The organism is Alcanivorax sp. NBRC 102024 (assembly GCF_001602235.1).
Lineage (GTDB): Bacteria > Pseudomonadota > Gammaproteobacteria > Pseudomonadales > Alcanivoracaceae > Alcanivorax.
This window is the reverse complement of record NZ_BDAS01000012.1, coordinates 1-26712: the sequence shown is the minus strand read 5'-3', so window position 1 is coordinate 26712 and position 26712 is coordinate 1. Positions and strand designations below refer to the sequence as shown.

Annotated in this window: 23 protein-coding genes and 1 pseudogene; 14 read left to right on the top strand and 10 right to left on the bottom strand. The window is 59.4% G+C overall.

The window, feature by feature from the left end; all coding sequences use genetic code 11:
• Positions 1-9 precede the first annotated feature (9 nt).
• From ubiG to A0251_RS15205, 6 genes are all read left to right on the top strand, one after another.
• Entirely contained in the window at positions 10-708 is a 699-nt protein-coding gene (gene ubiG / locus A0251_RS15230) for a bifunctional 2-polyprenyl-6-hydroxyphenol methylase/3-demethylubiquinol 3-O-methyltransferase UbiG (protein ID WP_062817725.1), read from the top strand.
• Between the two features lie 170 nt (positions 709-878).
• On the top strand, positions 879-1559 hold the full coding sequence (locus A0251_RS15225; protein WP_062817692.1) for an HAD-IA family hydrolase: 681 nt from the start codon (positions 879-881) through the stop codon (positions 1557-1559).
• On the top strand, positions 1556-2332 hold the full coding sequence (locus A0251_RS15220; RefSeq protein ID WP_062817691.1) for a YciK family oxidoreductase: 777 nt from the start codon (positions 1556-1558) through the stop codon (positions 2330-2332). Before A0251_RS15225 ends, A0251_RS15220 begins: the two co-directional genes overlap by 4 nt.
• Before the next feature lie 329 nt (positions 2333-2661).
• Positions 2662-3831 (top strand): putative solute-binding protein, encoded by a 1170-nt coding sequence (locus tag A0251_RS15215; protein ID WP_062817690.1) that lies wholly within the window; start codon positions 2662-2664, stop codon positions 3829-3831.
• Between the two features lie 110 nt (positions 3832-3941).
• Positions 3942-5024, top strand: coding sequence for a putative solute-binding protein (locus tag A0251_RS15210; RefSeq protein ID WP_062817689.1), 1083 nt, complete (start codon positions 3942-3944; stop codon positions 5022-5024).
• Between the two features lie 144 nt (positions 5025-5168).
• Entirely contained in the window at positions 5169-6344 is a 1176-nt protein-coding gene (locus tag A0251_RS15205; RefSeq protein ID WP_062817688.1) for a putative solute-binding protein, read from the top strand.
• Between the two features lie 225 nt (positions 6345-6569).
• Here A0251_RS15205 and A0251_RS15200 read toward each other — a convergent pair whose 3' ends face one another.
• Positions 6570-7931, bottom strand: coding sequence for an AarF/ABC1/UbiB kinase family protein (locus A0251_RS15200; protein WP_082810925.1), 1362 nt, complete (start codon positions 7929-7931; stop codon positions 6570-6572).
• Between the two features lie 175 nt (positions 7932-8106).
• On the opposite strand from A0251_RS15200, the gene A0251_RS15195 reads away from it, so the two are divergent.
• The 7 genes from A0251_RS15195 to A0251_RS15170 all read left to right on the top strand — a co-directional run bounded on the left by A0251_RS15195 (position 8107) and on the right by A0251_RS15170 (position 16622).
• Entirely contained in the window at positions 8107-9135 is a 1029-nt protein-coding gene (locus A0251_RS15195) for a hypothetical protein (protein ID WP_062817687.1), read from the top strand.
• Between the two features lie 62 nt (positions 9136-9197).
• Positions 9198-10211: a putative solute-binding protein gene (locus A0251_RS15190; RefSeq protein WP_062817686.1), complete on the top strand. Its 1014-nt coding sequence runs from the start codon at positions 9198-9200 to the stop codon at positions 10209-10211.
• A 206-nt stretch (positions 10212-10417) separates the two neighbouring features.
• A complete protein-coding gene (locus A0251_RS15185; RefSeq protein WP_404840821.1) occupies positions 10418-12730 on the top strand; it encodes a TRAP transporter large permease subunit in 2313 nt (770 codons plus the stop codon).
• Positions 12731-12866: 136 nt separating this feature from the next.
• Positions 12867-15194, top strand: coding sequence for a TRAP transporter large permease subunit (locus A0251_RS15180; RefSeq protein ID WP_062817684.1), 2328 nt, complete (start codon positions 12867-12869; stop codon positions 15192-15194).
• A 189-nt stretch (positions 15195-15383) separates the two neighbouring features.
• A complete protein-coding gene (locus tag A0251_RS17450; RefSeq protein WP_156478304.1) occupies positions 15384-15536 on the top strand; it encodes a hypothetical protein in 153 nt (50 codons plus the stop codon).
• 5 nt (positions 15537-15541) lie between these two features.
• Positions 15542-15904, top strand: a complete 363-nt coding sequence (locus tag A0251_RS15175) for a PilZ domain-containing protein (RefSeq protein ID WP_062817683.1) — start codon at positions 15542-15544, stop codon at positions 15902-15904.
• Positions 15897-16622 carry a class I SAM-dependent methyltransferase gene (locus A0251_RS15170; RefSeq protein ID WP_062817682.1) on the top strand — a complete coding sequence of 242 codons (726 nt, stop codon included), beginning with the start codon at positions 15897-15899 and terminating at the stop codon, positions 16620-16622. Before A0251_RS15175 ends, A0251_RS15170 begins: the two co-directional genes overlap by 8 nt.
• Positions 16623-16804: 182 nt before the next feature.
• On the opposite strand, the gene A0251_RS15165 is transcribed toward A0251_RS15170, so the two are convergent.
• From A0251_RS15165 to rnd, 5 genes are all read right to left on the bottom strand, one after another.
• Entirely contained in the window at positions 16805-17260 is a 456-nt protein-coding gene (locus tag A0251_RS15165; RefSeq protein ID WP_062817681.1) for an HIT family protein, read from the bottom strand.
• Positions 17257-17604 (bottom strand): hypothetical protein, encoded by a 348-nt coding sequence (locus A0251_RS15160; RefSeq protein WP_231874261.1) that lies wholly within the window; start codon positions 17602-17604, stop codon positions 17257-17259. The genes A0251_RS15165 and A0251_RS15160 overlap by 4 nt, the downstream gene beginning before the upstream one ends.
• A gap of 77 nt (positions 17605-17681) precedes the next feature.
• On the bottom strand, positions 17682-18134 hold the full coding sequence (locus A0251_RS15155) for a YcgN family cysteine cluster protein (protein ID WP_062817679.1): 453 nt from the start codon (positions 18132-18134) through the stop codon (positions 17682-17684).
• On the bottom strand, positions 18127-18432 hold the full coding sequence (locus A0251_RS15150) for a YcgL domain-containing protein (protein ID WP_062817678.1): 306 nt from the start codon (positions 18430-18432) through the stop codon (positions 18127-18129). Before A0251_RS15150 ends, A0251_RS15155 begins: the two co-directional genes overlap by 8 nt.
• On the bottom strand, positions 18432-19505 hold the full coding sequence (gene rnd / locus A0251_RS15145; RefSeq protein ID WP_062817677.1) for a ribonuclease D: 1074 nt from the start codon (positions 19503-19505) through the stop codon (positions 18432-18434). Before rnd ends, A0251_RS15150 begins: the two co-directional genes overlap by 1 nt.
• 235 nt (positions 19506-19740) lie before the next feature.
• Here rnd and gpmA point away from each other — a divergent pair, with 235 nt between their 5' ends.
• On the top strand, positions 19741-20487 hold the full coding sequence (gpmA, locus tag A0251_RS15140; protein WP_062817676.1) for a 2,3-diphosphoglycerate-dependent phosphoglycerate mutase: 747 nt from the start codon (positions 19741-19743) through the stop codon (positions 20485-20487).
• A gap of 245 nt (positions 20488-20732) precedes the next feature.
• Here gpmA and A0251_RS15135 read toward each other — a convergent pair whose 3' ends face one another.
• From A0251_RS15135 to A0251_RS17540, 4 genes and pseudogenes are all read right to left on the bottom strand, one after another.
• Complete coding sequence (locus A0251_RS15135) at positions 20733-24017, bottom strand: efflux RND transporter permease subunit (protein ID WP_062817675.1); 3285 nt, start codon at positions 24015-24017, stop codon at positions 20733-20735.
• Complete coding sequence (locus A0251_RS15130) at positions 24014-25177, bottom strand: efflux RND transporter periplasmic adaptor subunit (protein ID WP_062817674.1); 1164 nt, start codon at positions 25175-25177, stop codon at positions 24014-24016. Before A0251_RS15130 ends, A0251_RS15135 begins: the two co-directional genes overlap by 4 nt.
• Positions 25174-26133, bottom strand: a complete 960-nt coding sequence (locus tag A0251_RS15125) for a hypothetical protein (RefSeq protein WP_062817673.1) — start codon at positions 26131-26133, stop codon at positions 25174-25176. The genes A0251_RS15130 and A0251_RS15125 overlap by 4 nt, the downstream gene beginning before the upstream one ends.
• Positions 26130-26712, bottom strand: a pseudogene (locus A0251_RS17540) (hypothetical protein); the annotation flags it as partial. The gene A0251_RS15125 and the pseudogene A0251_RS17540, both read right to left, overlap by 4 nt.

Below are 26712 nucleotides of genomic sequence, written 5' to 3'. Positions count from 1 at the left end.
CAACCGCAGATTCCCAATGTAGACGCTGGCGAGATCGCCAAATTCAACGCCCTGGCGGAACAGTGGTGGGATCCCAATTCCGAGTTCCGGCCGCTGCATGACATCAATCCGCTGCGATTGAACTACATCGACGAACGCGTCAGCCTGCCCGGCAAGAAAGTCATCGATATCGGCTGCGGTGGCGGCCTGCTTTCCGAGGGCATGGCCCGGCGCGGCGCCGAGGTGACCGGCATTGATATGGGGGAAGCGCCCCTGGCAGTGGCACGCATCCATGCCGAACAGGCCGGCGTGCCCGTGGAATACCGGCAGATTCCCGCGGAGCAGATCGCCCAGGAGCGGCCCGCCCAGTACGACGTGGTGACCTGTCTGGAAATGCTGGAACACGTGCCCGACCCGTCATCCGTGATTCGCGCCTGTGCGGCTCTGGTGAAACCCGGCGGACAGATTTTCTTCAGCACCATCAACCGTAATCCCAAGGCCTTCCTGTTTGCCATCGTCGGTGCCGAATATGTGCTGCGATTGCTGCCTCGCGGTACCCACGAATACGCCAAGCTGATCAAACCCTCGGAGCTGGCGGGCTGGGCCCGGGACGCAGGCCTGGAAGTGAAAGACACCACCGGTATGGTCTACAACCCGCTGACCCAGGTGTACAAGCTGAACCGGGATGTGTCGGTGAACTACCTGATGCACGCTGTCAAAGGCGAATAAATTTCTCCCTGCAGGAGCGCCGCTTGAGGCGCGAAAAAACAGTTTCGAGGTACGAGTAACGAGTTGCGAAAAGCACAATCGGTTTGCTTTTCGCAACTCGAACCTCGTTACTCGCTTCGCTCGTTTCGCGCCTCAAGCGGCGCTCCTGCAGGGGACTGTAGAGAGAATGTATGAACAAGCTTGAAGCCGTTTATTTTGATCTGGACGGTACACTGATTGATACCGCACCGGATTTTTATACGGTGCTCAATACCCTGCTGAAACAACATGGCCGGCCTGAGGTCAGCTATTCTGCGGTACGCGCCAATGTGTCCAATGGCGCCCGTGCCCTCACCGAACTGGGATTCGGCGTGGGACCCGAGGATGCGGAATTCCCCCCGCTACTGGAGCAACTGCTGGACGCCTACGAACAGCACCTGGCCGTGGACACCTGCCTGTTTCCAGGCATGGCGGAAACCCTGGACTGGCTTGAGGCCAATGGCTTGCCCTGGGGCATTGTCACCAACAAGCCTTCACGGTTCACCGGGCCGGTGCTGGCCGGGCTTGGCCTGGCACAACGTGTCGGCGCGGTCATCTGCCCGGACCATGTCAAACAGCGCAAGCCGGCCCCGGAGGGTCTGTTAATGGCGGCCCGGCGGGACGGGGTCAATCCGGCCCATTGCCTCTACGTGGGCGATCACCTGCGTGACATCCAGGCCGGCCAGAATGCCGGCATGTCCACCGCCGTGGCAGCCTTTGGCTATATCGACGCGGACGATGACCCCCACGGCTGGCAGGCGGACTATTATCTGGAACAGGGCAGCGATCTGCTGCCCCTGCTACAAACCATGAACACTGGGAGTACGGCATGAGCGAGCTGTCATCCGTGAATGCACAGGCACTGGCTTACCAGTGCCCTGCCGATGCCTTCAAGGACCGCATCATTCTGGTTACCGGCGCCGGCGCCGGCATTGGGCGCTGCGCCGCCCTGACCCTGGCCCGCCACGGCGCCACCGTGATCCTGCTGGGTCGCACCCCGGAAAAGCTGGAAAAGGTCTACGATGAGATCAAGGCCGCGGGTGGCCCGGAACCGGCCCTGGCGCCAGTCAACCTGGCGGTGGCCCGGCCGGAGGACTTCCAGGAACTGGCGGGACTGTTCGACAAAGAATTCGGCCGCCTGGATGGCATCCTGCATAACGCTTCCGTGCTTGGCGACATCACCCCGCTGGAGCGCTATGGCGTCGGCACCTGGGACTCGGTCATGCAGGTGAATGTAAACAGTGCCTTCTACCTGACCCAGGCCATGTTGCCGCTACTGCGCGCCAGCGACGATGCACGCCTGCTGTTCACCTCCTCCAGCGTGGGGCGTAAGGGGCGGGCCTTCTGGGGCGCCTATGCGGTCTCCAAGGCCGCCACAGAAAACCTGGCCCAGGTCTTCGCCGAGGAGCTGGAAAATACCAGTAACATCCGCGTCAACACCGTCAACCCCGGTGGCACCCGCACGGACATGCGTGCCCAGGCCTACCCGGGCGAGGATCCTCAGACACTGAAAACACCGGACGAGATCATGGCCCCCTACCTGTTCCTGCTGGGCCCGGACAGCCGTGATGTGAACGGGGAATCCATCGACGCACAGCCTAAGTAACAGGACGTCCTGTTGGCGCGTCGCTGGCGGCGCGATTGAAGAAGTGACGAGTCACGAGAAACGAGTTCCGAAAGGCATAAACTCGACATTCGGGAAGGCCCGGTTTTCGCTTCTCGCAACTCGCACCTCGAAACTATGCTACGGGCCACCAGCGACGCTGCTACGGCAAACGTCTTACTCTATACCGAATAGATTTCCTTGCCACCATTGACCGTTTTGCCGTCGCTGGCCGTAACGCGGCCACCCCCTGCGCCAAAGCTCTCCCCTATTCTGCAAGCGCGTGTTAAACGTATTGCTCATAACAAGAATGCGGCATCAGGGAGATCACCATGCGCAGCCCGATTACTCTTTTCTTTCTGCTTGGTCTGTTGTGCTCATCGCTGAGCGCAGCCAATCTGACCCAGGCCCAGAAACAGCAACTCCAGACCCTGTTACCCGGAGTGACGCTGAACGATTCCACTCTGGAAAAACTCGAGGACGTGTTTTACACCAGAGAGATGCCGGTTCGCAGCCGACTAAAAGCCATCAGCCAGATGGTGGGACTGGACCAGATGCCCGCCGGCAGCACGCTGAAACGCACTATCTGCATCTGGGACATTGCCGGACGCAACGGACCTGTGTTCAACGCGGCCATGGAACAGCGGGCCCTGGCCGTGGAATACGGCATCAATCTGGACATGGTGCCCTATACCAACGAAACCGTGATGGTCGATGAATTCAAGGCCGGTCGTTGCGATGCTGCCCTGATGAGCGGACTGCGTGCCCGCCAGTTCAACCTGTACAGCGGCAGTGTGGATGCCATCGGCGCCGTGCCTTCCCAGAAGCATATGCAAACCCTGCTTCAGGTCCTGTCGCATCCGAGGCAGGCCGGCCATATGGTGCAAGGCGACTATGTGGTGATGGGAATCTTCCCGGCGGGCGCCGCGCATATTTTTGTCAACGACAGAAGCATCAGCTCCCTGGCCAAAGCCGCCGGCAAGCGGGTTGCGGTGCTGGATTATGATGAGACCCAGGCGGAAATGGTGGCGGCCATTGGTGCCACGCCGGTGACCACCGATATCGTCAGCGCCCCCAACAAGTTCAACAACGGTCAGATTGATATTCTGCCCGCTCCCCTGGTCGCGTATGAACTTCTGGAACTCTACAAAGGCATGAGCCCGGATGGCGGTGTGGTGGACTATCCGCTGACGCAACTGTCCATGCAGTTGATCGGCCGCCTGGACAAGTTTCCCAACGAAGTGGCACAACTGATTCGTGAAGCCTCCTTTGAGGCCTACCCGGAAGTGATCAAACGCATCGAACAGGAAACCCGCCGGGTTCCTGATCGCTGGATGATTGCCATTCCGGACAAGGACAAGCGGGAATACGAAGTGATGATGCAGGATGCCCGCGATGCATTGCGTGCCCAGGAATATTACAGCGCCGACATGCTCAGCCTGCAGCGCAAGATCCGCTGCAAGTTCGATCCCACCCGCTCCGAGTGCAGCATCACTGAATAGGTAATGACGCGGCGTCATGTTGGCGCCGCGTACAATTGTCATACAGGCGGTAAAACTTCCCTTCTCTTTCGCATGCTATAAGCATCAAAACGAATGACAAAGGAAACGTCATGGGGAAGTACCGCACATTTTTCGCCGCGCTTGCGGGCTCTGCACTGCTCACTTTCGCCAGCACCAGTCAGGCCCTGACACTGACGCCCAAACAGCAGCAGCATCTGGCAGAGGCACGAGAGGAAATGGGACTGGGCCCGGATGAGATGCTCAAGCGTCACATCTGCTTGTGGGATCTGTCCGGCCGCTCCGGCCCCATTTTCAATGGGGCCACCAACCTGCGCCTGGATTTGCTGCGCTATAAAATTGATATCAGCCTGGAAGCCTTCACCAACGAAGGTGCCATGGTCGCGTCATTGAAAAATGGCCAATGTGACGCCGCCTTGATGAGCGGTTTTCGCGCCCGCCAGTTCAATCGTTTCAGTGGCACCATTGATGCCATCGGCGCTCTGCCTTCACTGAAGCATATGGACATGCTGATGAAGTCCATCGCATTGCCTCAGCTCAGTGAAAACATGGTAAGCAATAAATATCTGACACTGGCCGTCACACCAGCCGGTGCCGCCTACCTGTTTGTCAATGACAACAAGCTGAATTCGCTGGAGCGGGTTGCCGGCAAAAAAATCGCCGTACTGGATTTTGATCCCGGCCAGTCGAAGATGGTTGCCCAGATCGGCGCCACCCCGGTGGCCACCACGCTTGCCACCGCCCCCAACCAGTTCAACAACGGCAGCGTGGACGTACTACCCGCCCCCCTGGTTGCCTATCAGGTGCTGGAACTTTACAAGGGCATGGAGCCCGACGGCGGCATCGTTGACTACCCCATCGTGCAGCTCACCGCCCAGCTGATTGGCCATACCGATCGTTTCCCGCCGGCGTTCGCCGCCGTCATTCGTGAGGTGGCCGCGGACAGCTTTTCCTCTATCCAGAAGGCACTGGAAAAAGAAGCGGGCAACATCCCCGAAAAATGGTGGATCCAGGTAGACCATGGCGAAAAACAGGAATATGACAGCATGATGCGTGCCGCCCGCATGAAACTCCGGGAAAGCGGGTACTACGACGCCACCATGTTGAGAATCATGAAGCGTATCCGCTGCAAGCTGGACCCCCTTCGCCCGGAGTGCAGCCAGGAGACGGAATAACTCTCACCCAGCCCCCTCAGTTGGCATCGCGGCCAGCCACCCCGGCTGGCCAGCCAGCGACTCACCGGTCACGACTGTCACAATGGGCTATCAATCTGAAGTTGTCGCTTCGGAATCAAACAAGAAAATGCCCATGGAGGCCCCGTGACATTCTTTCGCCATCTGCTCATTCTCCCACTGCTGATTGGCGCTTTCTCCGCCAACGCAGACAACGCCCTGAACCTGACGCCGGCGCAACAGGCCGAACTGGAAAAGTTCGCCCCGGGGGTATCGCTCACCCCGGAACTGGCTGACAAGCTGCGTGCCATTGCCTACGACCAGGACCGCAGCCTGGACGATCGTATCCAGGCCATGCAGAAAGTGGCTGGCTTCAGTATGGGCGAACCCCTCAAACGACGTATTTGCATCTGGGATATTGCCGGCCGTGCCGGACCGATCTACAAGGCCGCCGAAGACCAGCGTACCCGTCTGCTCGAATATGGTGTGGATCTGGATATACAGGCTTACACCAATGAAAGCGTGGTGGCAGAAGATCTGAAAGCCGGCATCTGTGATGCAGCGCTGATGAGCGGTCTGCGTGGCCGCCTGTTCAACAAGTATACCGGCACCATTGATTCCATCGGCGGTCTGCCCAGCGACGAGCACATGAAGATTCTGCTGCAGGTTATGGCCAGCCCGAAATCCGCTGACAAGATGGTCAGCGGTGAATATGTCGTCCTGGGTCTCGCATCTGCCGGCGGCGCCTATGTCTTCGTCAACGACAGGACCATCAACACCCTGGCCAATGCTGCAGGCAAGCGGGTCGCGGTACTGGACTATGACCCCACCCAGGCGGAAATGGTGTCGCAGATCGGCGCCACGCCGGTTGCCTCGGATATCGTCTCTGCCCCCAACAAATTCAACAACGGGGTCGTCGATGTATTGGCAGCGCCGTTGGTGGCCTATGAAATCCTGGAATTGTACAAAGGCATGTCACCGGACGGCGGCATCATCAATTATCCGCTGGCGCAGATCACCATGCAGCTGATTGGTCGCAAGGACAAATTTCCCAATGAAGTGGCCCAGCTGGTGCGCGAAGAGTTCTTCAACAGCTATCACCTGATCAAGGAACGCCTGGACCAGGAAGCGGCCAAGGTGCCCGATCACTGGTGGATCGAAATTCCCGCAGCGGATAAGCGCGAATACGAAACCATGATGCAGGAAGCCCGCCTGACCCTGCGCGAAAAAGGCTACTACGATGCCGAGATGCTGACGCTGCAACGCAAGATTCGCTGCAAACTCAATCCGTCGAAAGGGGAATGTGCCAATCCGGTGGAATAAAGGCAGTTGCGAGTGGAAAGTTTAAAGTTGAAACGCGAGCGGGCTCGGAGCTAACCGAAAACCATCGACACCGCGCCACTGTGCAGAAACAGAACGGGGAACCTGGAGGCTCCCCGTTTTGCTTTTCGCTTCTTTTAACTCGTTACTCGACACTTGGGACCGCGAACAGAGCTATAATTGTTTGGCATGGCCCAAGCTCGCACCTTTCAACTTTGAACTTTCAACTCAGTGCAGTAACCCGCCCGGCATATCATCAATGGCCCCGAACATATCCACACGGTTATCACTGAACATATCCATTTCCGGCGCCAGCACCTGCACATAGCGATCGAAATAAAGGAATTGCTTGAGCAACAGGGCAAATTCGCGCGGGAAGCGAATCCCGTGGCCTTCACCAATCTTCACCAGATCCATGAGCAGGCGGTTCACTTCCTTGTCATTGCGATCCGCCTGCACCAGAGCGGACGGGTCAACCTGGCCCAGTGCCCCTTGCAGGCTTTCGATATCCCGTGCCAGGGCGGCCACATCCACTTCCTCGCGGGTCATGCCGATGATCGCCATGGCCTCTGCCATTTGGCGGATATCCCCTCGGCCAATGGCGTCAAAGAACTTGGCCATGCCGTCCCAGGCTTCACGGCGGATTCGACCGACAATCCCGAAATCGATGAACCCGACCCGACCGTCCTCCAGTAACATCAAATTGCCAGCATGTACATCCGCATGGAAGAAATCGCACAGCATCAGGCTGGAAAACCAGGTATTCAGGGCAGAGATCAGGGTTTCCGCCGGATCATCGGTATATTGCCGCAGGACGTTCATGTCCGTCAGCGGCACCCCGAAGAAGCGCTCCATGGTCAGCACCTTGCCGGTGGTGTGGGTCATGACCGGGTCCGGTGCTACCGCTGACGTGTTGCCGGTATCTCGCAGAAACGCATTGAATGCCTGCAGGTTATGGGCTTCCTTGATGAAGTCGCACTCCTCCAGCATGCCGGCCTGCAACTCCTCGATCACTCCGGAAATGGCAGAGCGGGACAGCCCGGGAGCCAGACGTTCGGTAACCCGGGCCGCAAAGTAGAGAAAATTGAAATCGGTCAGCAGCACATTGCGCACACCGGGGCGCTGAACCTTGATCACCACATCCTGTCCGTTTTTGAGCTTCGCCGCATGAACTTGCGCAATGGACGCACTGGCCAATGGCTTGGGGTCCACGGATTGATATAGCGACTCCAGGGGCTTCCCCAGCTCTTTCTCGACCGTTTCACGGATATAGTGAAACGGCAGTGCCGGGGTACGGTCCAGACAGCGCTGGAATTCCACCACATACTCTTCCGGGAAAATCGATGGGGAACTGGCAATAAACTGGCCCAGCTTGATGTACGTGGTACCCAGGGATTCAAAGGTAGTACGCAGCAAAGCCGGTACTGGCGGGCGATCGCCGAGCATCCAGTTAAGCCCCTGGCGCCCCACCACCCCGAGGGTTTCCAGGATGCGCAGGCCGCCACGGGCAGTATTCATCGCCAGAGCGACGCCACTTCTCTCGCCCGCCAGCCAGCTTTTCATGTCTTTGATATCGGTATGATCAGTCATAATAAAGTCTTACTTTCCCGGTGGGTGCGCAGCACAACGTTACGTATTCCATCATAAAGCAAATTTATTGTTTGTAATTGCTTGCAGGCTTTTTTGTAATTGCCACTTGTGCCAATTGGCGGACTTTCGTACCTTTGATCGCGCTAATCCGAGAACAATAACAAGGAGCTTTCGAATGGGTTCTCTGACCTTGACAAAAATGCTACGACATTCCCGTCTGGCCCTGGTAGGGGGCGCCATCATGGCTCTGCAAGGCTGTGGCGTCATCTACAAGACAACCGGGGACGTGCTGATCAGCTTCGGCCGCTCCGAGATGCTTCCCTACATGCTGACCTTCGACGATGTGCGCATGGCCTGTGTCACCGGCGAAGCGCAGACCCCGCTGCTGATGGCATTTGAACGCGTCGGCTCGCATCCCGAGAAGCTGGGCGCCATGGTTTACACCACTGCCGCCACCTGTGCAGAACAAATCGCCATTGACGCCGAGCTCCGCTACATGCGTGGCGTCAAGGATGGCAATGTGAATGAAGCCCAGGACGCACGTATTGAACAGAAACGCTGGTCTGCCATTGCGGCCAAGCGCCAGTACACCGCCTACCAGAACATGAAGACCGCCTTCGGTGAACAGAAAGAAGGCGAATGTCCCAAGCTGAAGACCGACTTCGACGAGCTGGTGTGGATGATCGGTAATATCTCCGGCGTCCAGGCCCTGCTCAATGATGGCGCATCTGATGGCGCGGTGGGTGTCCCCCGCGATATCGCCGCCAAGGTTGAGCGCAACATGAAGTGCCTGGAGAACGACAAGTGGTGGGGCGTACCCCGTGGTGCCCGTGCCGCAGTCTGGAACCTGCTGCCGATGCTGGCTCCGCCCAACGCCGAGCCGTGGAAAGAACTGGAAGCCTCTGCCAAGGCCGGCTTCGATGGCGGTGTTCGACTGGGTAGCGCCCTTTACGCCATGAGCGCCTTCAGCAAGGGCGATGACGAGCGTATGCGCAAGGCAATCCGTGACTTTGCCGCCAACGACCAGAATCTGGATCCGGAGTACTCCATGATGGATGCCATTGCCGGCTTCATTGTCACGGGTATTTCCGACCGGGAATGGACAGAAAATACCGGTAAGCGCACCCCCATTGGTGGGCTCGGGACATTCTGGGATGACGCCGCCAAATCCGGGCCGGCGATCAATATTGACGATTTGCTGTAAGCCTGTTTGCGGCCCCTTGGGGCCGCTTTGAATTAGATTAAGAAGTAACCAGGAGACATGCCATGCGCTATTTGAAGGCGTTTACCACAGCAGCGACCGCTGCACTTGCACTGACATTCAGCCCCGCCCATGCCGCCGAGGAACGGTCCATGTGCGTGTTCGATATCATTGGCGCCAACGGTGATATCTACAACATCATGAAGGACTACAAGACCGCCGCTCTTGGCTGGGGTGTAGACCTGGAGCTGAAGCCCTACACGGATGAGAAAATCGCCGCCGAGGACCTGAAAGCCGGCCAGTGTGATGCTGCAGTCCTGACAGGCATCCGGGGCCGCCAATTCAATAACTATACAGGCAGCCTGGATTCCATCGGGGCCATCCCCTCCTATGACGCCATGCGCACCGTGGTCACTGTTCTGGCCAGCGGCAACCCTTCCATCAACGAGAAGCTGGTTTCCGGCCCCTATGAAGTGGGTGGTATTGCCCCCATGGGTGCGGCCTACCTGTTCGTGAAAGATCGCACCATCGATACCGTGGGCGAGCTCTCCGGCAAATCCATCGCCGTACTGGAATACGACAGCGCCCAGGCCAGCATGGCCTCACGGGTGGGTATGTCTCCGGTGATGTCTGATATCACCAACTTCTCCGGCCGTTTCAACAACGGTTCCGTGGATATCTGCTTCGCTCCCATTGCGGCCTACTCTGCATTGGAACTGTACAAGGGCATGCAGCCGGATGGTGGCATGATCGATTACGTACTGGGGCAATTGACGGCCCAGGTGATCCTCAAAAAAGATCGCTTCCCGGACGGCTTTGCTGACAGCTCCCGCAAATACATGCTGGGTCAGTTCGATCGCGCCATGACCGTGATCGAGAACGCCAACAACGAAGTCGACAAGAAATGGTGGATCCGCATCCCCGAGGCCGACAAGCTGCGTTATGACGAAATGATGCGCGAGGCGCGTATCGCCCTGACCAACGACGGTGTTTACAGCAAGGACATGATGTCCCTGCTGCGCAAGGTGCGCTGCAAGGAAGAACCTTCCCGCGCCGAATGCGTTAATCCGGTCGAGTAAGCGCAGTACTGACAGCGGGGCCCAAGTGGCCCCGTTTTTCCCTAGCAACCTAATTTCTGTCACCCGGCGTCGCTCTGCCGGGTAGTCAAGGTGTTTACACTGCCATAGAATGCGGAGAACAAGGCCTGAGGGCCCGCGGGTAGCCTTTTCCCCGTAATCCAGGCGGTATAACAATAACCGGGTGCACAATGGACAAAACTTCTTCTATGAAAATGGCAAACCGTTCTGTCGGTGAATGGTTGTCATCGTTACCTACCCTGATTCTCCTTTTGCTGACGGTTTTTCTCGCATCTGGGGAAGTGATTCACTCCCAACTTCTGAAGATTGGCGAAAATACCTGGGAAGGCTATTTCCAGTTGCGGGGGGCCGGCATTCTTCAGGAGCCGACCTGTAACCCGGACGCCAATCTTGACGATCAACTGGAAGCCGCCGTCGCCAGGAAAAAACAACAGATGGCGGATGACCCCCTGGCCGGGTTGTTCGGCACCGAGGTCAACGAAGACGCTCTGCGCCAATCCCTGGAAGCTTCCCAGCAAATCTGCCGTGATAAGTGGGCCACCTACAACATGGTCCAGGAGAAGGTCACGCCCGGCGTGATTGCTTTCCGGACCCTGGAAGGCGGGGTGGCACAGGTGGTTACCTCCCTGGGCCACTACAAACGGTTGCTGCTGTGTATTCTGGTGATTATCTGTGCCGCCACCGCCACCCTGACGCGCCACCATATTTCCCTGCGCCCGGCGCAAACCCGCAAGGACCATTTCGTATCCAGCATTGGCCAGCTTTCCGCCAACGTGATGCTGCTGATGTCCGCGTGGGTTTATCGTGGCGAGGAAGTGAGCGCCATGGCAGATGGGGTACAGGTAAACCATTTCTACCTGCACCAATTCTGGATTGCCGGCTTTGCCCTGCTCTCCCTGGCCGCCCTCTGGCAGCTGATCAAACCGCCCAAGGATCTTGAGGAAGGTGGCAGCTGGGGCAAGGCCCTGCTGACCATTCCGCTGTACAGCTTCATGTGTATCACTGCCGGCATCCAGTTCGTCAGCCAGGGCTACTACCACGGCATCAGTGTCTACCTGGGCATGATGATGGAACTGTCTACCCTGTTCCTGAGCCTGGCCCTGTACATCTGGATCGGTATGATGCTGCGCCAGACCAAGATGGCCCACCTGGTGTTTGATGTACTGCGTCCGTGGAAGATGTCCCCGGAACTGATGTGTTTCGTGGTACTCGCGGTGACCGCGATCCCCACCGCCTACACCGGGGCGTCCGGTATCTTCGTTATCGCGGCCGGTGCCACTATTTACAACGAACTGATCCGTGCCGGCGCACGCAAGCAACTGGCTCTGGCCGCTACCGCCATGTCCGGCTCCATGGGTGTGGTACTGCGTCCTTGTCTGCTGGTCGTGATCATTGCTGCCCTGAACAACTCGGTCACCACCGATGAACTGTTCACCTCCGGCCTGAAAATTTTCGGTCTGTCACTGCTTCTGTTCTTTATCTACAGCCAGTTTGCCCGCACCGAAGCGGCCCGAATCGCGCCTTTCTCCGAGGCCGTACCGGCCAGCATCAAGCGCCTGGTACCGCTGCTGCCCTATGTGATCATCATGGGCACCGTCGTGGTATTCTTCCGTGACCTGCTGGATACCGAACTCAACGAAAACTACGCACCGATCATCCTGCCGGTGATGCTGCTTGCCATTCTCATCTTTGAGAAACTGAGCAATAAATCCGTGCATCTTTTCACCCTCGTATTGGTGCCTCTGCTGGCTTACTCCCTGTACAACCTGGTGGGTATCAATGCCGCGCTGGATGCGGGCAACATCCCCACCGGCACCTCTGCCGAGGACCTTGAGGCCTTGTTCTGGGGCCTGCTGTGGAGAAACTTGCTGCTCGGCGCCGCGGTTGTGCTCTACTACGTGTTGAAACAACCCGAAGAAGATCCCGATTACCGTGAGGAGCCCGGCGTCGGCGACAAGCTGGAAAACTCCCTGCGTTTTGCCACCAATGAGACCACCGGCCACATTGGCGCCCTGCTCATGCTGATGGCACTGTCTGTGAGTGTAGGCGGCATCATCGAGCGCTCCGGTGTGATGGAGAACCTGCCGGAAACCTTCGCCAACGTCTGGCTGGCCATGACCCTGCTGGTAGTCACCATGGTGATTATCGGCATGATCATGGACCCCTACGGGGCGGTGATTCTGGTGAATGCCACCATCGCCCAAATTGCCTTCGACAATGGCATCGCACCATTACACTTCTGGATGATTACCCTGGTGGCCTTCGAACTGGGTTATCTGTCACCGCCGGTGGCATTGAACCACTTGTTAACACGACAAGTCGTGGGTGAGGCCGAAGTGGAGTCCGCCAAGCTCAAGGAAGGCAGCTTCTTCCGTCGCTATGAGAAGTTCCTGCTTCCCATCGCGGTCATGCTGACGGCCCTGCTGCTGGTCTCCTACGTACCGTTGCTGTCCGATACAGTGCACGAGTACATGTTCCAGAAGATCGAGATCGGCGGCTAAACATTACGTCGGTTTCACCTCAAAAAAGGAGCCTTCGGGCTCCTTTTTTTATGTATCTCCAGAGATCCTCTGAATAACTCCTTGCGCTCTGCTATATTTCAGACGCGCTATTAACCAAAAAACAAGGATAGAAGCGATGATCACCAATTTACGCATTGGACAGCGTACTGCACGGGAATGGCTCTCCTCTTTACCCACCCTCATTCTATTGCTGATCACCATATTTCTGGCTTCGGGGGAAGTGATTCACTCCCAACTGCTGAAAATTGGTGAAAATACCTGGGAGGGTTACTTCCAGCTTCGAGGAGCCGGCATTCTCAACGAGCCAACCTGTAATCCCGATTCCGATCTGGACAGTGAACTGGCAGGTGCCATCGCCAGGAAGAAGCAACAAATGGCCGATGATCCACTGGTCGGCATGTTCGGCACCGAGGTCAATGAAGACGCCCTGCGCCAGTCGCTTGAGGCCTCACAGAAAATGTGCCGAGAAAAGTGGGCCACCTACAATATGGTCCAGGAAAAAGTGACCCCCGGTGTCATCGCCTTTCGCACCCTAGAAGGAGGCGTGGCGCAAGTTGTCAGCACCCTTGGCGATTACAAGCGTTTACTCCTCTGCTTACTGCTGCTGATCTGCGCCGCTACTGCAACGCTTACCCGTCACCATATTGCCTTGCGTCCGGCGCGCACCCGCAAGGATCACCTGGTTTCGACCCTGGGCCAGCTCGCCGCCAACTTTCTGCTAATGACTTCTGCCTGTATATATCGCAGCGAAGAAATCAAGGCAATGGCCGATGGTGTCCAGGTGAACCATTTCTACCTGCACCAATTCTGGATCACTGGTTTCGCCCTTCTTACCCTGGCCTCACTCTGGCAGCTCATCAAACCCCCGAAAGATCTGGAAGAAGGTGGCGGCTGGGGCAAGGCCCTGCTGACCATACCGCTATACTCCTACATGTGCCTCAGCGCCAGCATCCAGTTCATGTCTCAGGGGTACCTGCACGGTAGCAGCGTCTACCTGGGCATGATGATGGAGTTCTCCACTATGTTCCTCAGCCTGGGCCTGTATATCTGGGTGGGGATGATGCTGCGGCAGACCAGAATGGTACACCTGGTGTTCGACGTGCTGCGGCCTTGGCGCATGTCACCGGAACTGATGTGCTTTGTGGTTCTCGCTGTCACGGCCATCCCTACCGCCTATACCGGCGCTTCCGGGATTTTCATCATCGCCGCGGGTGCCACGGTCTACCATGAGCTGGTCCGTGCCGGTGCCCGCAAGCAACTGGCGCTGGCCGGCGCAGCCATGTCTGGCTCCATGGGGGTAGTGCTGCGCCCTTGTTTGCTAGTGGTCATTATTGCAGCACTGAACAACGCGGTTACCACCGATGAGCTCTTCACCTCCGGCGTTAAGGTCTTTGGTCTTACGCTGCTCCTGTTCTTTATTTACAGCCAGTTTGCTCGTACTGAGCCGGCACGCATTGCGCCCTTCTCGGAAGCCGTTCCCGCCAGCCTGAAACGGCTTTTCCCACTGCTGCCCTATGTCATCGTGATTGGTACCGTGATTGTCATTTTCAGCGACATTCTCGACACCGAACTAAACGAAAACTATGCCCCGATAATCCTGCCAATGCTGATGTTGGCGGTACTGATCTACGAGAAATTCAGCCGCTATTTTTTGCACTTTTGTGCGCTTGCACTGGTCGTGCTCCTCATTCACTCAAGCTATGACACCTGGATGCTATCCAAGGCACTGGAATCCGGAAATGTGCCCACCGGCACTTCCGAAAAACAGCTTTCCAATGCCATTACCGGCCTGTTCTGGCGCAACCTGATACTGGCGGCCAGCCTGTTGATCCACTATCTGATCAAGCCTACCGGGGTGACATCCGATCTGCCCACCGAAGAGGAGGGTGTTGGTAACACGCTGGAAAGCTCCCTGCGGTTCTCCACCAATGAGACCACCGGTCACATTGGTGCCCTTCTCATGCTGATGGCTCTGACCGTCAGCATGGGCGGGCTTCTGGAACGTTCCGGCGTAATGGAAGCTCTGCCCGAGACCTTCGCCAACGTCTGGCTGGCCATGACTCTGCTAGTGGTGACCATGGTCATCATCGGCATGATCATGGATCCCTTTGGTGCCGTTATCCTGGTCAATGCCACCATTGCCCAGGTGGCATTCGATAACGGGATCGCACCTCTGCATTTCTGGATGATCAGCCTGGTAGCCTTTGAGCTGGGTTACCTGTCACCCCCTGTGGCACTGAACCATTTGCTGACACGGCAGGTGGTCGGCGATGACGAGGTGGAAAGCGCCAAGGTGCATAACGGCTCCTTTTACCGCCGCTATGAGAAATACCTGTTGCCCATCGCGGTGATGCTCACCGCGCTGCTACTGGTCTCCTACGTGCCGCTGATGTCCGACTCGGTTCATGAGTACATGTTCCAGAAGATTGAGTTTGCCGGCTAAGACCCAAGCAATCACAACCCAGCCAAAAGGAGCCTGCGGGCTCCTTTTTTGCCTGTTTTCCGGTTTCCTGTGACGCATGATAGGCAGGCAGACATTCACCGATTCACCGGGCCTGATCCGATACCAGTTTCCTATCGTCGATGAATAACTGATACTGTAAAGTATCCGGATGAAACAGGGAGATGGCTGATGAATAAAACACAGGGGTCCCGGACTCCCCGTGAAACAGAACCCTTGCCGAAAACGGTCAAACCCGCCCTGCTGTTTCTTCTGTTCCTGGCAGGGGTGGTCGCGACCATGGCGATTGCCGCCTACGCAGTCGACAGAATGATTTACGGGTAAATCCTATGGCAACGGCAATGGACAATCGTCGCTTCCCCCGCACCAGCCGTGAAGAAAACCTGGCACTAACCTTGCTGCCCAGCCAGTCCGGCTCGCTGGACCCGGCCGATCGCCTGTATTTGTCTACCCACGATATTTCCCTGGCCGGCATCAGTGTCGAGCTTCCTGCTCCAATCAAACCGAACACGGATGTGGAGCTGTGGGTGGCGTTGCTGGAAGACCATGGCACTTACCACCTCTACGGCACCGTCGCCTGGTGTGCGGCCCCGGAAGGCCAGCTGTTGGCGGGGATTGCACTGGATCTGGAACGGGCAGATGGCCGTCTGTGGGCCGCCCACTTCGATGACGACGGTTTCTTCAGTGACTGAATCGCTGTTCCAGCGTGGCAGTCAGTATCAGCAGTTTCGTCCCACCTACCCTCCTTCCCTGTTCCAGTGGCTCGCTAACCAGTGCCCCTGTCGTGATCGTGCGATGGACCTGGGCTGTGGCAGTGGTCAGGCCAGTCGAGGTCTGGAGCCCTGGTTTCGGCAAGTAATAGGCGCAGATATCAGCCATCCACAGTTACTGGCTGCCCCACCCTCGTCGAGCCACTATCTGGTCAGCGTGGCCCACCGGCTGCCGCTGGCAGACGCCAGCCTGGACCTGATTACTGTTGCCCAGGCCTACCACTGGTTTGATCAAACCGCCTTTCAGGCGGAGGCGGAGCGCACCTTGCGCCCTGGAGGAGTGTTGGCCCTGATCAGTTATGGGATCTGCGAGGTTGCTGGGCTGGAAGGCATGATCCGGGATTTTCATGACGGCCCGCTGGCTCCCTGGTGGCCTGCGCAGCGGGCCCAGGTGGTTGCCGGCTACCCTGATGCCTCCCTGCCCTGGCCGGCACTGACTTACCCCGGCGACAGCATTACCCTGGACTGGTCCGCCACCGACATGCTCGGCTATCTGGATACTTGGTCCGCTCTGGTTCAGGCCGCCCGGGCCGGGGAGTCCCTGCTGGACGACTTCGCACCGAGATTGAAACAAGCCTGGGGGAAGACACAACGCACAGTACGCTGGCCTCTGCGGGTGCGGGCCTGGCGCAAACAGTGAACAGTGAACAGTGAACAGTGAACAGTGAACAGTGAACAGTGAACAGTGAACAGTCTCAGGCTGCGGTCTGAGACAACGCCATCAAGTCTTTTTTCTGCTTTTTCAAAAAAAGGCCGCACCCACTGCGTGGGCGCGGCCTTTTGCCTTTCAGATCAAACCCCGCAAACTCGCGACGCTGTTACCTACTTAGCTGCTTCCGGAAAGTGCTCACCCAACAGTCCAGCCAGGCGGTCCAGCCGTTTGCGGCGGCGGGCCAGGCCGAAGACGTTGAGCAGTCGGGTGGCCCAGGTGAAGGCGGTAACCAGGGTGTCGCCACCGCGACGGGGGATCACATGCACGTGCACGTGGGGCACATGCTGATTGGCTTCACGGCCATCGTTGACCACGATATTGTGCGCCTTCACCGCCAGTCCGGCGCGTTTCTGGGCCATGATGGTACGGCGAGCCAGGTCCATCAGATGATGGGTCAGGCTGCTGTCCAGTTGCTCCAGCAAGGGGGCATGCTCCTTGGGAATCACCAGACAGTGGGCTTCGCGGATCGGGAACAGATCCAGGATCACCATGGCTCGCTCATCCTCATAGACCACACTGGCAGGTAATTTGCCGTCGCGGATCTGGCAGAAAATGCACTCGCTCATTGGGGATCAGCCATGGCGGTCTGTTTGCGACGCTGACGCCACAACTCCAGCACGGCCGCAATCAGCGCCACCACCAGCATGGCCAACAAGGGTCCTCCGGCCCGCCACAGACTGACATCGTCCTGGGCCAGGCCATCAAACAGCGTGACCACCCATGCCGGGGCCCACTCATCGTGCTGGGGCGACACCGACCAGGGGGTCAGCAACAATGCCGTCAGCAGGATACGCAGCGGCACCTTGGCCCAGATTGCCAGCGGTCGGGTGAGCCACCACCAGACAAAAAGCACGCCTACGCAACCCAACAAATAGGCCAACCAGCCCCACATATACGCTTGTGTTGTCACAGTGACTCCCAGTTTGATGCTGACAGAGCGACCCGAAGTGGCGGGTAAAAGACCGCGCCTATTGGCTCAGGTCCATCCTACTCTATCCAATGAATAATATGCTCTTCCCAATCATCTTCGTGCACAAGCTGCTCGGAGACGACCCGCCCGGCGACGCTGATGCCCGCCTGCCGGACGGTCCCCTCCTCCCCGCTGATCAGCGGATGCCAATCCGCCAGCGGCTGACCATGAGCCCGTAGCCGGTAGGCGCAGCTGGAAGGCAACCAGTCCGTGTTGCGGGCCACCGCCTCGGTCACCTGGATGCAATCCGGCACCTTGCGAAAGCGGCTATCGTACACCCGGCACTGACATTTCTGGCTATCCAGATAACGGCAGGCCAGATTGGTAAAGGCCAGCTCGCCGCTGTCCTCGTCCTGCAGTTTCACCAGACAGCATCGGCCGCAGCCATCACACAGCGCTTCCCACTCCGCTCTCGACAACTCCCCCAGGGGCAGTTCCCAGAAACGTGTGCGCAGACCGTTTTCAGGCATCCGGCCCTGCCGGTTTATCCGGGTGACCGTCGGCCATGAACATGTCTTCATCCGGCGGCGGCGGCATTTGCAGATAGAACCCCTGATCACGGATCTTCTCCATCACCTGCGCCACGTCCGCCCGGGCAAGCGGCCGGTCAGGGGACAGGATCATGTCATTCACATGGATGGGGGTGCCGAATTGCTTGAGCAGCACCTCAGGAAGATCCTTGAGGCCCTTCTGGCGATCCACGAACAGATACATCCCCGCCTTCTTGCGGGTCTTGTAAATCGAGCAAAACAGCTTGCCCTTCAACATCAAAGCAACTCCAGCAGGGGCTTGGTCACAATCTCGTTACGCCAGCCGGTGAGCGGCTCGGGCACCTGGTCCGGGTGACGAATCAGGGATTCCAGCCAGCGACGGCGCATCAGCACATCCGGTTTCATGTTCATGGATTCGGCAATCTCGCCGACCCGTTTACGCAGCATCTTGGCCCGTTTTTTCTGCTGGGCATCCGGCGGCCCCGGCAGGGGCTCAGGTGGCGTGCCACGCCGGCCCGCTTCGAGCAGTTCCAGCAGGGTATCACCATCCCGGCGGATCACCTTGGGGTGCAGACCCAGGTCAGAAAACAGGCCCCGGTCGCTGCGGGAGGAGCGGGCCAGATCCAGTAGCTGGGCATCCTTGAGGACAAACCCCTTGGGCAGGTCCCGCTCCCGTGCCATGCGATCCCGCCAGGGAGTCAGCACCGCCAGCACCGCCAGCGCCTGACCCTGTAACAGGCCGGCACCTTTCACATTACGCCAGGCTTTTTCCGGAGCAGTCACCGTCCGTGCCTGTTCGAGCAGACGCTGGCACTCTTCCCGCCACCAGCTCTCACGGCCCAGATTCACCAGCCGATCCCGCAGGATATCGGTCACCTCGGGCAAATATTTCACATCGTCCTCGGCGTAGAGCAACTGCTCCTGACTCAGAGGCCGCTTGAGCCAGTTGGTGCGGGTAGCGCCCTTGGGCAATTCCACCCCGAGCAACATCTGCACCACCTTCTGGTAGCCCAGTTGCATGTCCTCACCGGTGAGAGCAGCAGCGATCTGGGTGTCCTCGATCACCGCCGGGTAATCACCAGTAAAGGCGGCGATGGCTTCCAGATCCTCGGAACAGGCATGCATCACCAGAGGGTGCTGCTGGAACAGGGGCGACAGCGTGGGGCCATTGACCTGCGTCGTGTCGATCAGCCGGATCTGCTCACCATCATGGACCTGAACCAGGGCCAGTTGTGGCCAGAAGGTGCGCTCGCGCATGAATTCCGTGTCCAGGTACAGGGGCGTTGCCGCCGCCAGTCCGGACTGCCAGGTGGAGATGTGGTCGCTGTTGTCGCACCAGAGGTAAGCCATGAAGTCGCCTGAGTCTGAATTGGCGACGATTATACGGGCTCCGGGCAGCCTTTTTCAGCATCGCAGGCCGCCGATTGGCCATTTATCCCCCCTTCGCCCTGATAACCGCCGGCAACACTGTGAAAATTTGCACTCAAGGGGCCGATTAACCGTGAAATATCCTGGCCTGCGCTCAATTTCCCGGCGCTTTTCTGCTACGCTTTGCGCCGCACTGAAAACCGCACAGGAATAACCCATGAGCACGAAACTGGTACTGGTCCGCCATGGCCAAAGCGTTTGGAACAAGGAAAACCGTTTCACCGGCTGGAAAGACGTGGATCTCACCGATCAGGGCCGCGAAGAAGCCCGCACGGCTGGCGAATTGCTGAAGGAAGCAGGCTTTGAGTTCGATGTGGCTTACACTTCCGTGCTCAAGCGCGCCATCCGTACCCTGTGGACCATTCTGGACAATATGGACCAGATGTGGATTCCGGTGATCCGCGACTACCGCCTGAACGAACGCCATTATGGCGCCCTGCAGGGCCTGAACAAGGCGGAAACCGCTGCAAAATATGGCGACGAGCAGGTGCATATCTGGCGCCGCAGCTACGATACCCCGCCGCCGAAGATGGAGCGCGACGACGAACGCTATGCCGGCAACTTCCGGGTATACCAGGGCCTCAGCGACAGCGAGATCCCCCTGTCCGAAAGCCTCAAGGACACCGTAGACCGTTTCGTGCCGTACTTCGAAAGCGAGATCAAACCGCAGATCGAGGCCGGCAAGCAGGTGCTGATCTGTGCCCACGGCAACAGCCTGCGGGCACTGGTGAAGTACCTGGGCGACATTTCCGACGAGGAAATCGTCAAGCTCAACATCCCCACCGGCGTGCCGATGGTGTACGAGCTGGATGACAACCTGAAGCCCATCAAGAACTACTACCTGGGCGATGCCGAGGAAGTGGCCAAGGCGGCCGAGGCCGTGGCGAACCAGGGCAAAGCGTAAGTCACACGGCAACGACCTGACGCAAAAGCCCGACCCGGGAAACCGGGTCGGGCTTTTTTGTTTCTGAGGGCAGATTAAAGCCGGACAGGCTCTGACAGTCGAGTGGAAAGTTAAAAGTTCAAAGTTAAAAAGTGCGCGATGGGTTGATTTTGAGCGGCCATGCCCGCGCCATTAGCGTTAATCGCGGGCACACCATTCCTGCCTTTGACAACTTAGTCCGCGTTTCAACTTTAAACTTTGAACTTTCAACTACGCTGCTCAGACGTATCCCGGTCGCTACTCTGATCCTGCCGACCCGCCTCCCAGGCAGAAGCCAGGACGGCATCCTGGTAGGGGTTGCTGGTCACCCACCAGGCCGTCATGCGCCCCCGCTCATAGGCCATGTCCACGCTGTCCTCCTCCGAGGCCTCCGGCGCCCGCCAGCGGGCCAGACTACGCTGAACCAGGCTGCGCACATCATGGCTCACCACCAACAGACAGGGCACCAGCAGCAGGCTGACCAGGGTGGCAAACAACACGCCAAACGCCAGGGACACGGCCATGGGAATCAGGAAACGGGCCTGCACACTGGTCTCCAGCATCAGCGGCGCCACCCCGGCAAAGGTGGTCATGGAGGTCAGCATTACGGGCCGCAGGCGGCTGCTGACGCCTTCGATCACCGCATCACGAAGACGCATGCCATGGCTTCGCAAGGTATTGATGGCATCAATCAGTACCAGGTTGTCGTTGACCACCACGCCACTCACCGCGATGACCCCCACCAGCGACCACAATGTCAGGCTGTAACCCAGCAGGAAGTGCCCCAGGAAGGCCCCCACCATGCCGAAGGGGATTGCCGCCATCACCAGTAGCGGCTGGCCATAGCCGCCAAACAGCACGGTGAGCAGGAAAAATATGGCAGCCAGGGCAATCAGGTAGCTGATCGACAGATGATCCAGGAAGTCCTGGATCGCCGCCTGCTTGCCGGCCACCGTCCAGCCCGCCTGGGCATCGGCGGACTCCATGGGGGCCAACACCTGTTGCTGCAGTGCCGCCATCACCTGGGCCGGCGACGTCACATGTTCATCCACGAAAGCACTGATGGTGGCACTGCGGCGGCCATCGTAATGGCTGATCATGGCCGGCACCTGGCGTCGCTGCAGGTCGGCCACTGCCGCCAGCACAGTGATCTCCCCATCCCGCAGTTGCACCGGTAACCGTTCCAGGTCACTGATATGGCGACTGTCGCGGCTGGCCAGACGCAACATCACCGGCACTTCCTGATCCTGTTCAAACCAGCGATCCAGCTCGATACCGTGGAACGCATTGCGGATCTGCAGTCCCAGCTGCTCCACCCGCAGGCCCGCCAGTTTGCCTTCTTCCCGCAGGCCGATATCAACCAGGGTGCGACGGGAAGACAGGTTGTTGGCCACTTCATGGACCCCCTCCATGTTCGCCAGGGCCAGCGCCGTCTGCGCACTCAAGCGTTGCAAGGTGGCCAGATCCGGGTGGAACAGATTGACGTGAATATCCGGCTTCACCTGCATCAGGCTGGCGTGGAATTTGACCGACAGGGCATCGGCAATGGGGCCGTGCTGCCCCCGCCACAGACTGGCCAGCTCCCGGGGAGACATGGCGCTGGTATCTCCGCCAATGGCCAGGGTCACCCGTACCCGGAAGCGGGCGCCCGGGTCACGGGCATTGGAGGTTTTCTGGCGCACCCCCTGCTCGGCAAACACCGCATCCACGGTGACCGGCTGCTGGTCAGCCTGCAATTGCGCTGATAGCTTGCGGGCGGAGCCTTCCAGTGCCTGCACCTCGCGCAGCAGCCGGGCCTCGCCGGTGCCCTGGGGGAACACCACTTCCGCCATCACCCGGTCGCCCTCCACCCGGGAAAACAACACCATGGTCAGCCAGCCGCTGTTGACCAGGGCGCAGCAAAAAATAAACAGCCCTACAAACACCACCACCAGCACATACCGCCAGCGCAGGGCCCGTCGCAGCAGTGGCCGGGCCCGGTATTCCAGCCAGCGATCCAGCCGGCTATTGATGCGCGTAGAGAGTTGCTCGGACTTTCGCCAGATCCCCCGGGCGGGGCGGTCATAGCTGAGGTGAGAGGGCAAAATCCACAGGGACTCCACCAACGACAGCACCAGAATGGCCATGGACACAATGGGGATCACCCGCATCAGTGCCCCTTCCGGGCCAGGCAGGAACAGCAGCGGCGCAAAGGCAATCAGGGTGGTCAGCACCGCAAACAGGATCGGTCGCGACACCCGCTGGGCGCCGGCAATGGCGGCCTCCTGACCGGCCATGCCACCCTGGCGGCGCTGGTGATCAATACTCTCGCCGACGATCACCGCATCGTCGACCACAATGCCCAGCACCAGGATAAAGGCGAAAAGGGAGATGGTGTTGAAGGATTCGCCCAGCACCGGCAGCAAGGCACAGGCACCCAGCATGCAGACCGGAATCCCCAGCGCCACCCAACCAGCCAGACGCAGGGTGAGAAACACCCCCAGCATCAGGGTCAGCAACACCAGCCCCTGCAGCGCATTGCGCCACAACAGATGGGAGCGTTCGCGAAACTGGGCCGCATCGTCACTCCACACCTGCAAGGCGACGCCCGGCGGTAACTGCGCCTGCTGCAGATAGCCGCTCACCGCCCCGGCCACGTCCAGCACGTTCTGGTCGCCGACCCGGTAGACATCCAGCGCTACCGCCGGCCGGCCGTCCAGCCAGGCGGCCTGACTGTCTCGGGAGAAACCGTCCTCAATGCGGGCCACGTCGCCGAGACGCAACAGATCGCCCTGCTCGGACTGGCGAATCACCAACTGTTGGTAGGCGCTGGCCTCTCCCGGTTGCTGGCCGGTCTGTAGCAGCCAGTCACCCCGGTCGCTGCGCAACAGCCCTCCGGCAACCCGCTCCACGCTTTCACGGGCGGCGGCGGCCATGCCTTCCAGGGTGAGCTGATAGCGGTACAGATCATCCCGGGCCACGGTCAGCGCCATTTCCCGTTCCGGCAGGTTTTCGATATCCACACTGGATACCGCATCATGATTGAGCAGCTGCCGGCGCACCTGATGAGCCAGTTGATAGAGATCCTGGCGGGACAGGCTGCCACTGAGCAGCAGCCGCACCACCCGGTTTCGTACAATCAGTTCCTGCACCCGGGGGCGCTCGGCGTCGCCGGGCAAGGTATCAAGGGCTTCCAGGCGAGTGCGGATCTGCTCCAGCACGGCGCGGGTATCATGCCCCTTGAGCACATCCAGCTGCACCGAACACAACCCCTCCCGGGCTTCACTGATCAGTTCGGTGCCCCCTTCCACATCGTCGATGGCGGTTTCCACTGGCGTGCAGACCAGGGCCTCCACACTTTCCGGTGTGGCCTGGGGCCAGGCCACATAGATACCGATACGGTCCAGCGGCACGTTGGGCAGGGTTTCCTGGCGGGTGTGGGGGATGGCCATCAGGCCGGCCAACAGCAGGGTGATCATCAGCAGGTTGGCCACCGCGCTGTTGCGGGCAAACCAGGCAATACTGCGGTTCACAGCGCTGTCTCAGTGGCAGAACGATCCGCCAGTCCGCTGGCAGGAGGACGGGGATCAATACGCATGCCCTCCAGCAGCTGCAAGTCTCCGGCCAGCACCACCCGGGAGGAAGCGGTCACACCGTCGTGCAGATACAGGGAATCATCATCGTGGTGCAGTATCGCCACGGATTGACGTCGCAACCGCTTGTCCTGATCCAGGACCCAGACAGCGTTCTCGCCAGCCTGGGCTGCCCGGGGCAGCACCGCCACATTTTTCGTCGGCGCGCCGCGCAGCTCCGCCTGCACCAGCACCCCGGGCTCCAGGGGCAAGCCGTCCTCGCTATTGGTGACCTGAACGATCAGGTGCATCATGCGGTTCTTGTTCAGGCCACCTTCGCGGCGCACCACCCTGCCCGACCACTGGCCGTCCCGGCCGGCAAAGCGGCCACGCAGGGTAACGTTCACCGGCTCCAGGGTGCCTTCATCACCGGGCATGATGCCCAACAGTGCCAGCCACTCATCGCGAACCGGCAGCCGTACCTCCACCTGATCTTCCTGATACAAGCGAGCCAGAATGCTGCCGGCCTGTATCTGTTGTCCAGCCATGACCTGGACGGCTTTCAGGCGACCACTGATCGGCGCCACCAGCTCCGTCTGTTCCTGATTCCGTTGGGCCTGGCGCAAGCCGGCACGGGCCGAGGCAAGACGGCTGTTGGCTTCGTCCAGTTGCGGTTCAAAGCGACCCAGCGCCGAGGAACGCTTGGCGGATCCCGAGACCCGTGCCCGCGCCCGGGTTTCCTCCAGATGCAGCCGCGCCGCATGGACGGCGTTCTGCTGGGCAGTAACGTCCAGCGCAAAGGGCTCCGGGTCCAGCTTCAGTAATACCTCGCCGGCCGTCACCCGCCCCCCGTCTGCCAGTAGCGGCGATACTTCCTGCACCCGGCCGGACACTTCCAGACTCAGCGGCAACTCATGACGGGCACGCACCAGCCCTTGACTGTGCACCGGAATGACCACGTCCTTCCATTCCACTTGCCAGGTGTCCAGAGCCAGAATCGATTCTTCGCTTTTCACCGCCGGCGGTGACGGCGGCACCAGATACAGGGCCGCCACCGCCAACGCCATGGCCAGGGCGGCCAGCAGAGCCACCAATGCGCGCAGACTGACAATCCGTTTCATGCCGTCACTCCCAGTCCCTCAACCCAACATTGCAGACATTCGCGCACCGCTGACTCCGGGGCGCCCAGGGACGGGTGCAGCTTCAGCGCCAGACTCAAGCTGCCATTCACAATGATCATGCCGTTGGCTACCGGATGGGTGGGACTCCCGGGGCCACAGCAGGCGAATACCGTGTCGGGCGCCAGGCCTCCTGAAACGAAATCCATCTGCCACTCTCCCAGGTTGGAGAAGGAGCCGCCGTGGCGGGCACCGTTGAGCAGACGGCCACATAGCCAGTCCACCCCCCGCTGGCCAACCAGCCGACCAATTCGGGCAAGGTGCCAGTAGCGCCAGTGAATATTGGCTTTCAGATAGCGACGAATGGTGTGGTCCAGATGAGTCAGCGAATCGTCACTGTCCACTGTCATGTAAAAGGCACTGGACAGATTCATATCCGGCTTCGCCATGGGCACCACCCCGCGCATGTTCACCGGGAAGCACCAGCTGATGGGCACTGCATGGGTCATCAGGGTTTGCACCACGGCCCGATGCAGGGCCTGCAACAACAGGCTGTTGAGAGAGACCTGCAGCGCCTCGGCCCGCTGCCGCAGGGCAAGGGTTTGCCGTGGCGTCAGCCATTCCACCAGGGGCGCATCCGCCTGCTTTTCGCCCGTGGAGGTGAAGACCCGCCAGGGGGGTGATTGCGGCTGGCGTCGCTCCGGCCGTGCCTGCCAGCGACGCCAGAACGCGGGCGGCCGGGTCTGGCGACTGAGGGGCATGGGCGGCTGAGGCACGCCCATGCGCTTGAGGGATTCGGCGATGCCGCCCACCCCGTCATGGTCACGGTGCCGCAACGCCACGGTATGGCGCTTCCCAGACGCCGGATGGATGAAAATAAACTCAATCCGGTCATCAATACCGAGCCGGGCACGGGCTCGGTACCACATGCCGATATAGTCGGTTGGACTGGCACTCACAGGCGCGCGACCTCCACGTAGGGCAAACGCCCATCGAGCTGGTCACGAGGATCGCCATCGTAGCTGACCAGAAAATGCTGGCTCAGCAATAGCCGACGGCGATACCGGGCCGGTACCTGCGCCAGTGGGTCCTGGGCAAAGAACCCGCAAACCAGCGCGTCATAGTGGCCATGGAAGCGACTGATCACATCGTCGAGCAACAGCTGCAACAGCTCCGGGCGATTATCCTCGACCACCAGGCTGTGCAGTGTCAGGTAGGACAACACCCCGCCCGGTGGCGGTAATTTCATGCCGCCCCGCAGCAGGCTGTGTGTGTTGTATAGATGGCGCATGACTCCCATGCCACGGGCATAGCCCAGCACCCGGGTCTGCTTGATCCCCTTCTGATCCCAGAAACCCAGCAATCCTTTCAGAACGCCACCGATCCAGAGACCGATAAAGTTCCGCGGGCTGAGCCCGTAACAGTAGGCATCACCCCGCACCCGGGACACATCCCAGTAGGGGAAAAACTGTTTCTGTGCCCCCTGATATCGCAACAGCTGGGAAATGGCATCCAGGTCGGCCTCACCGGTCTGGCGG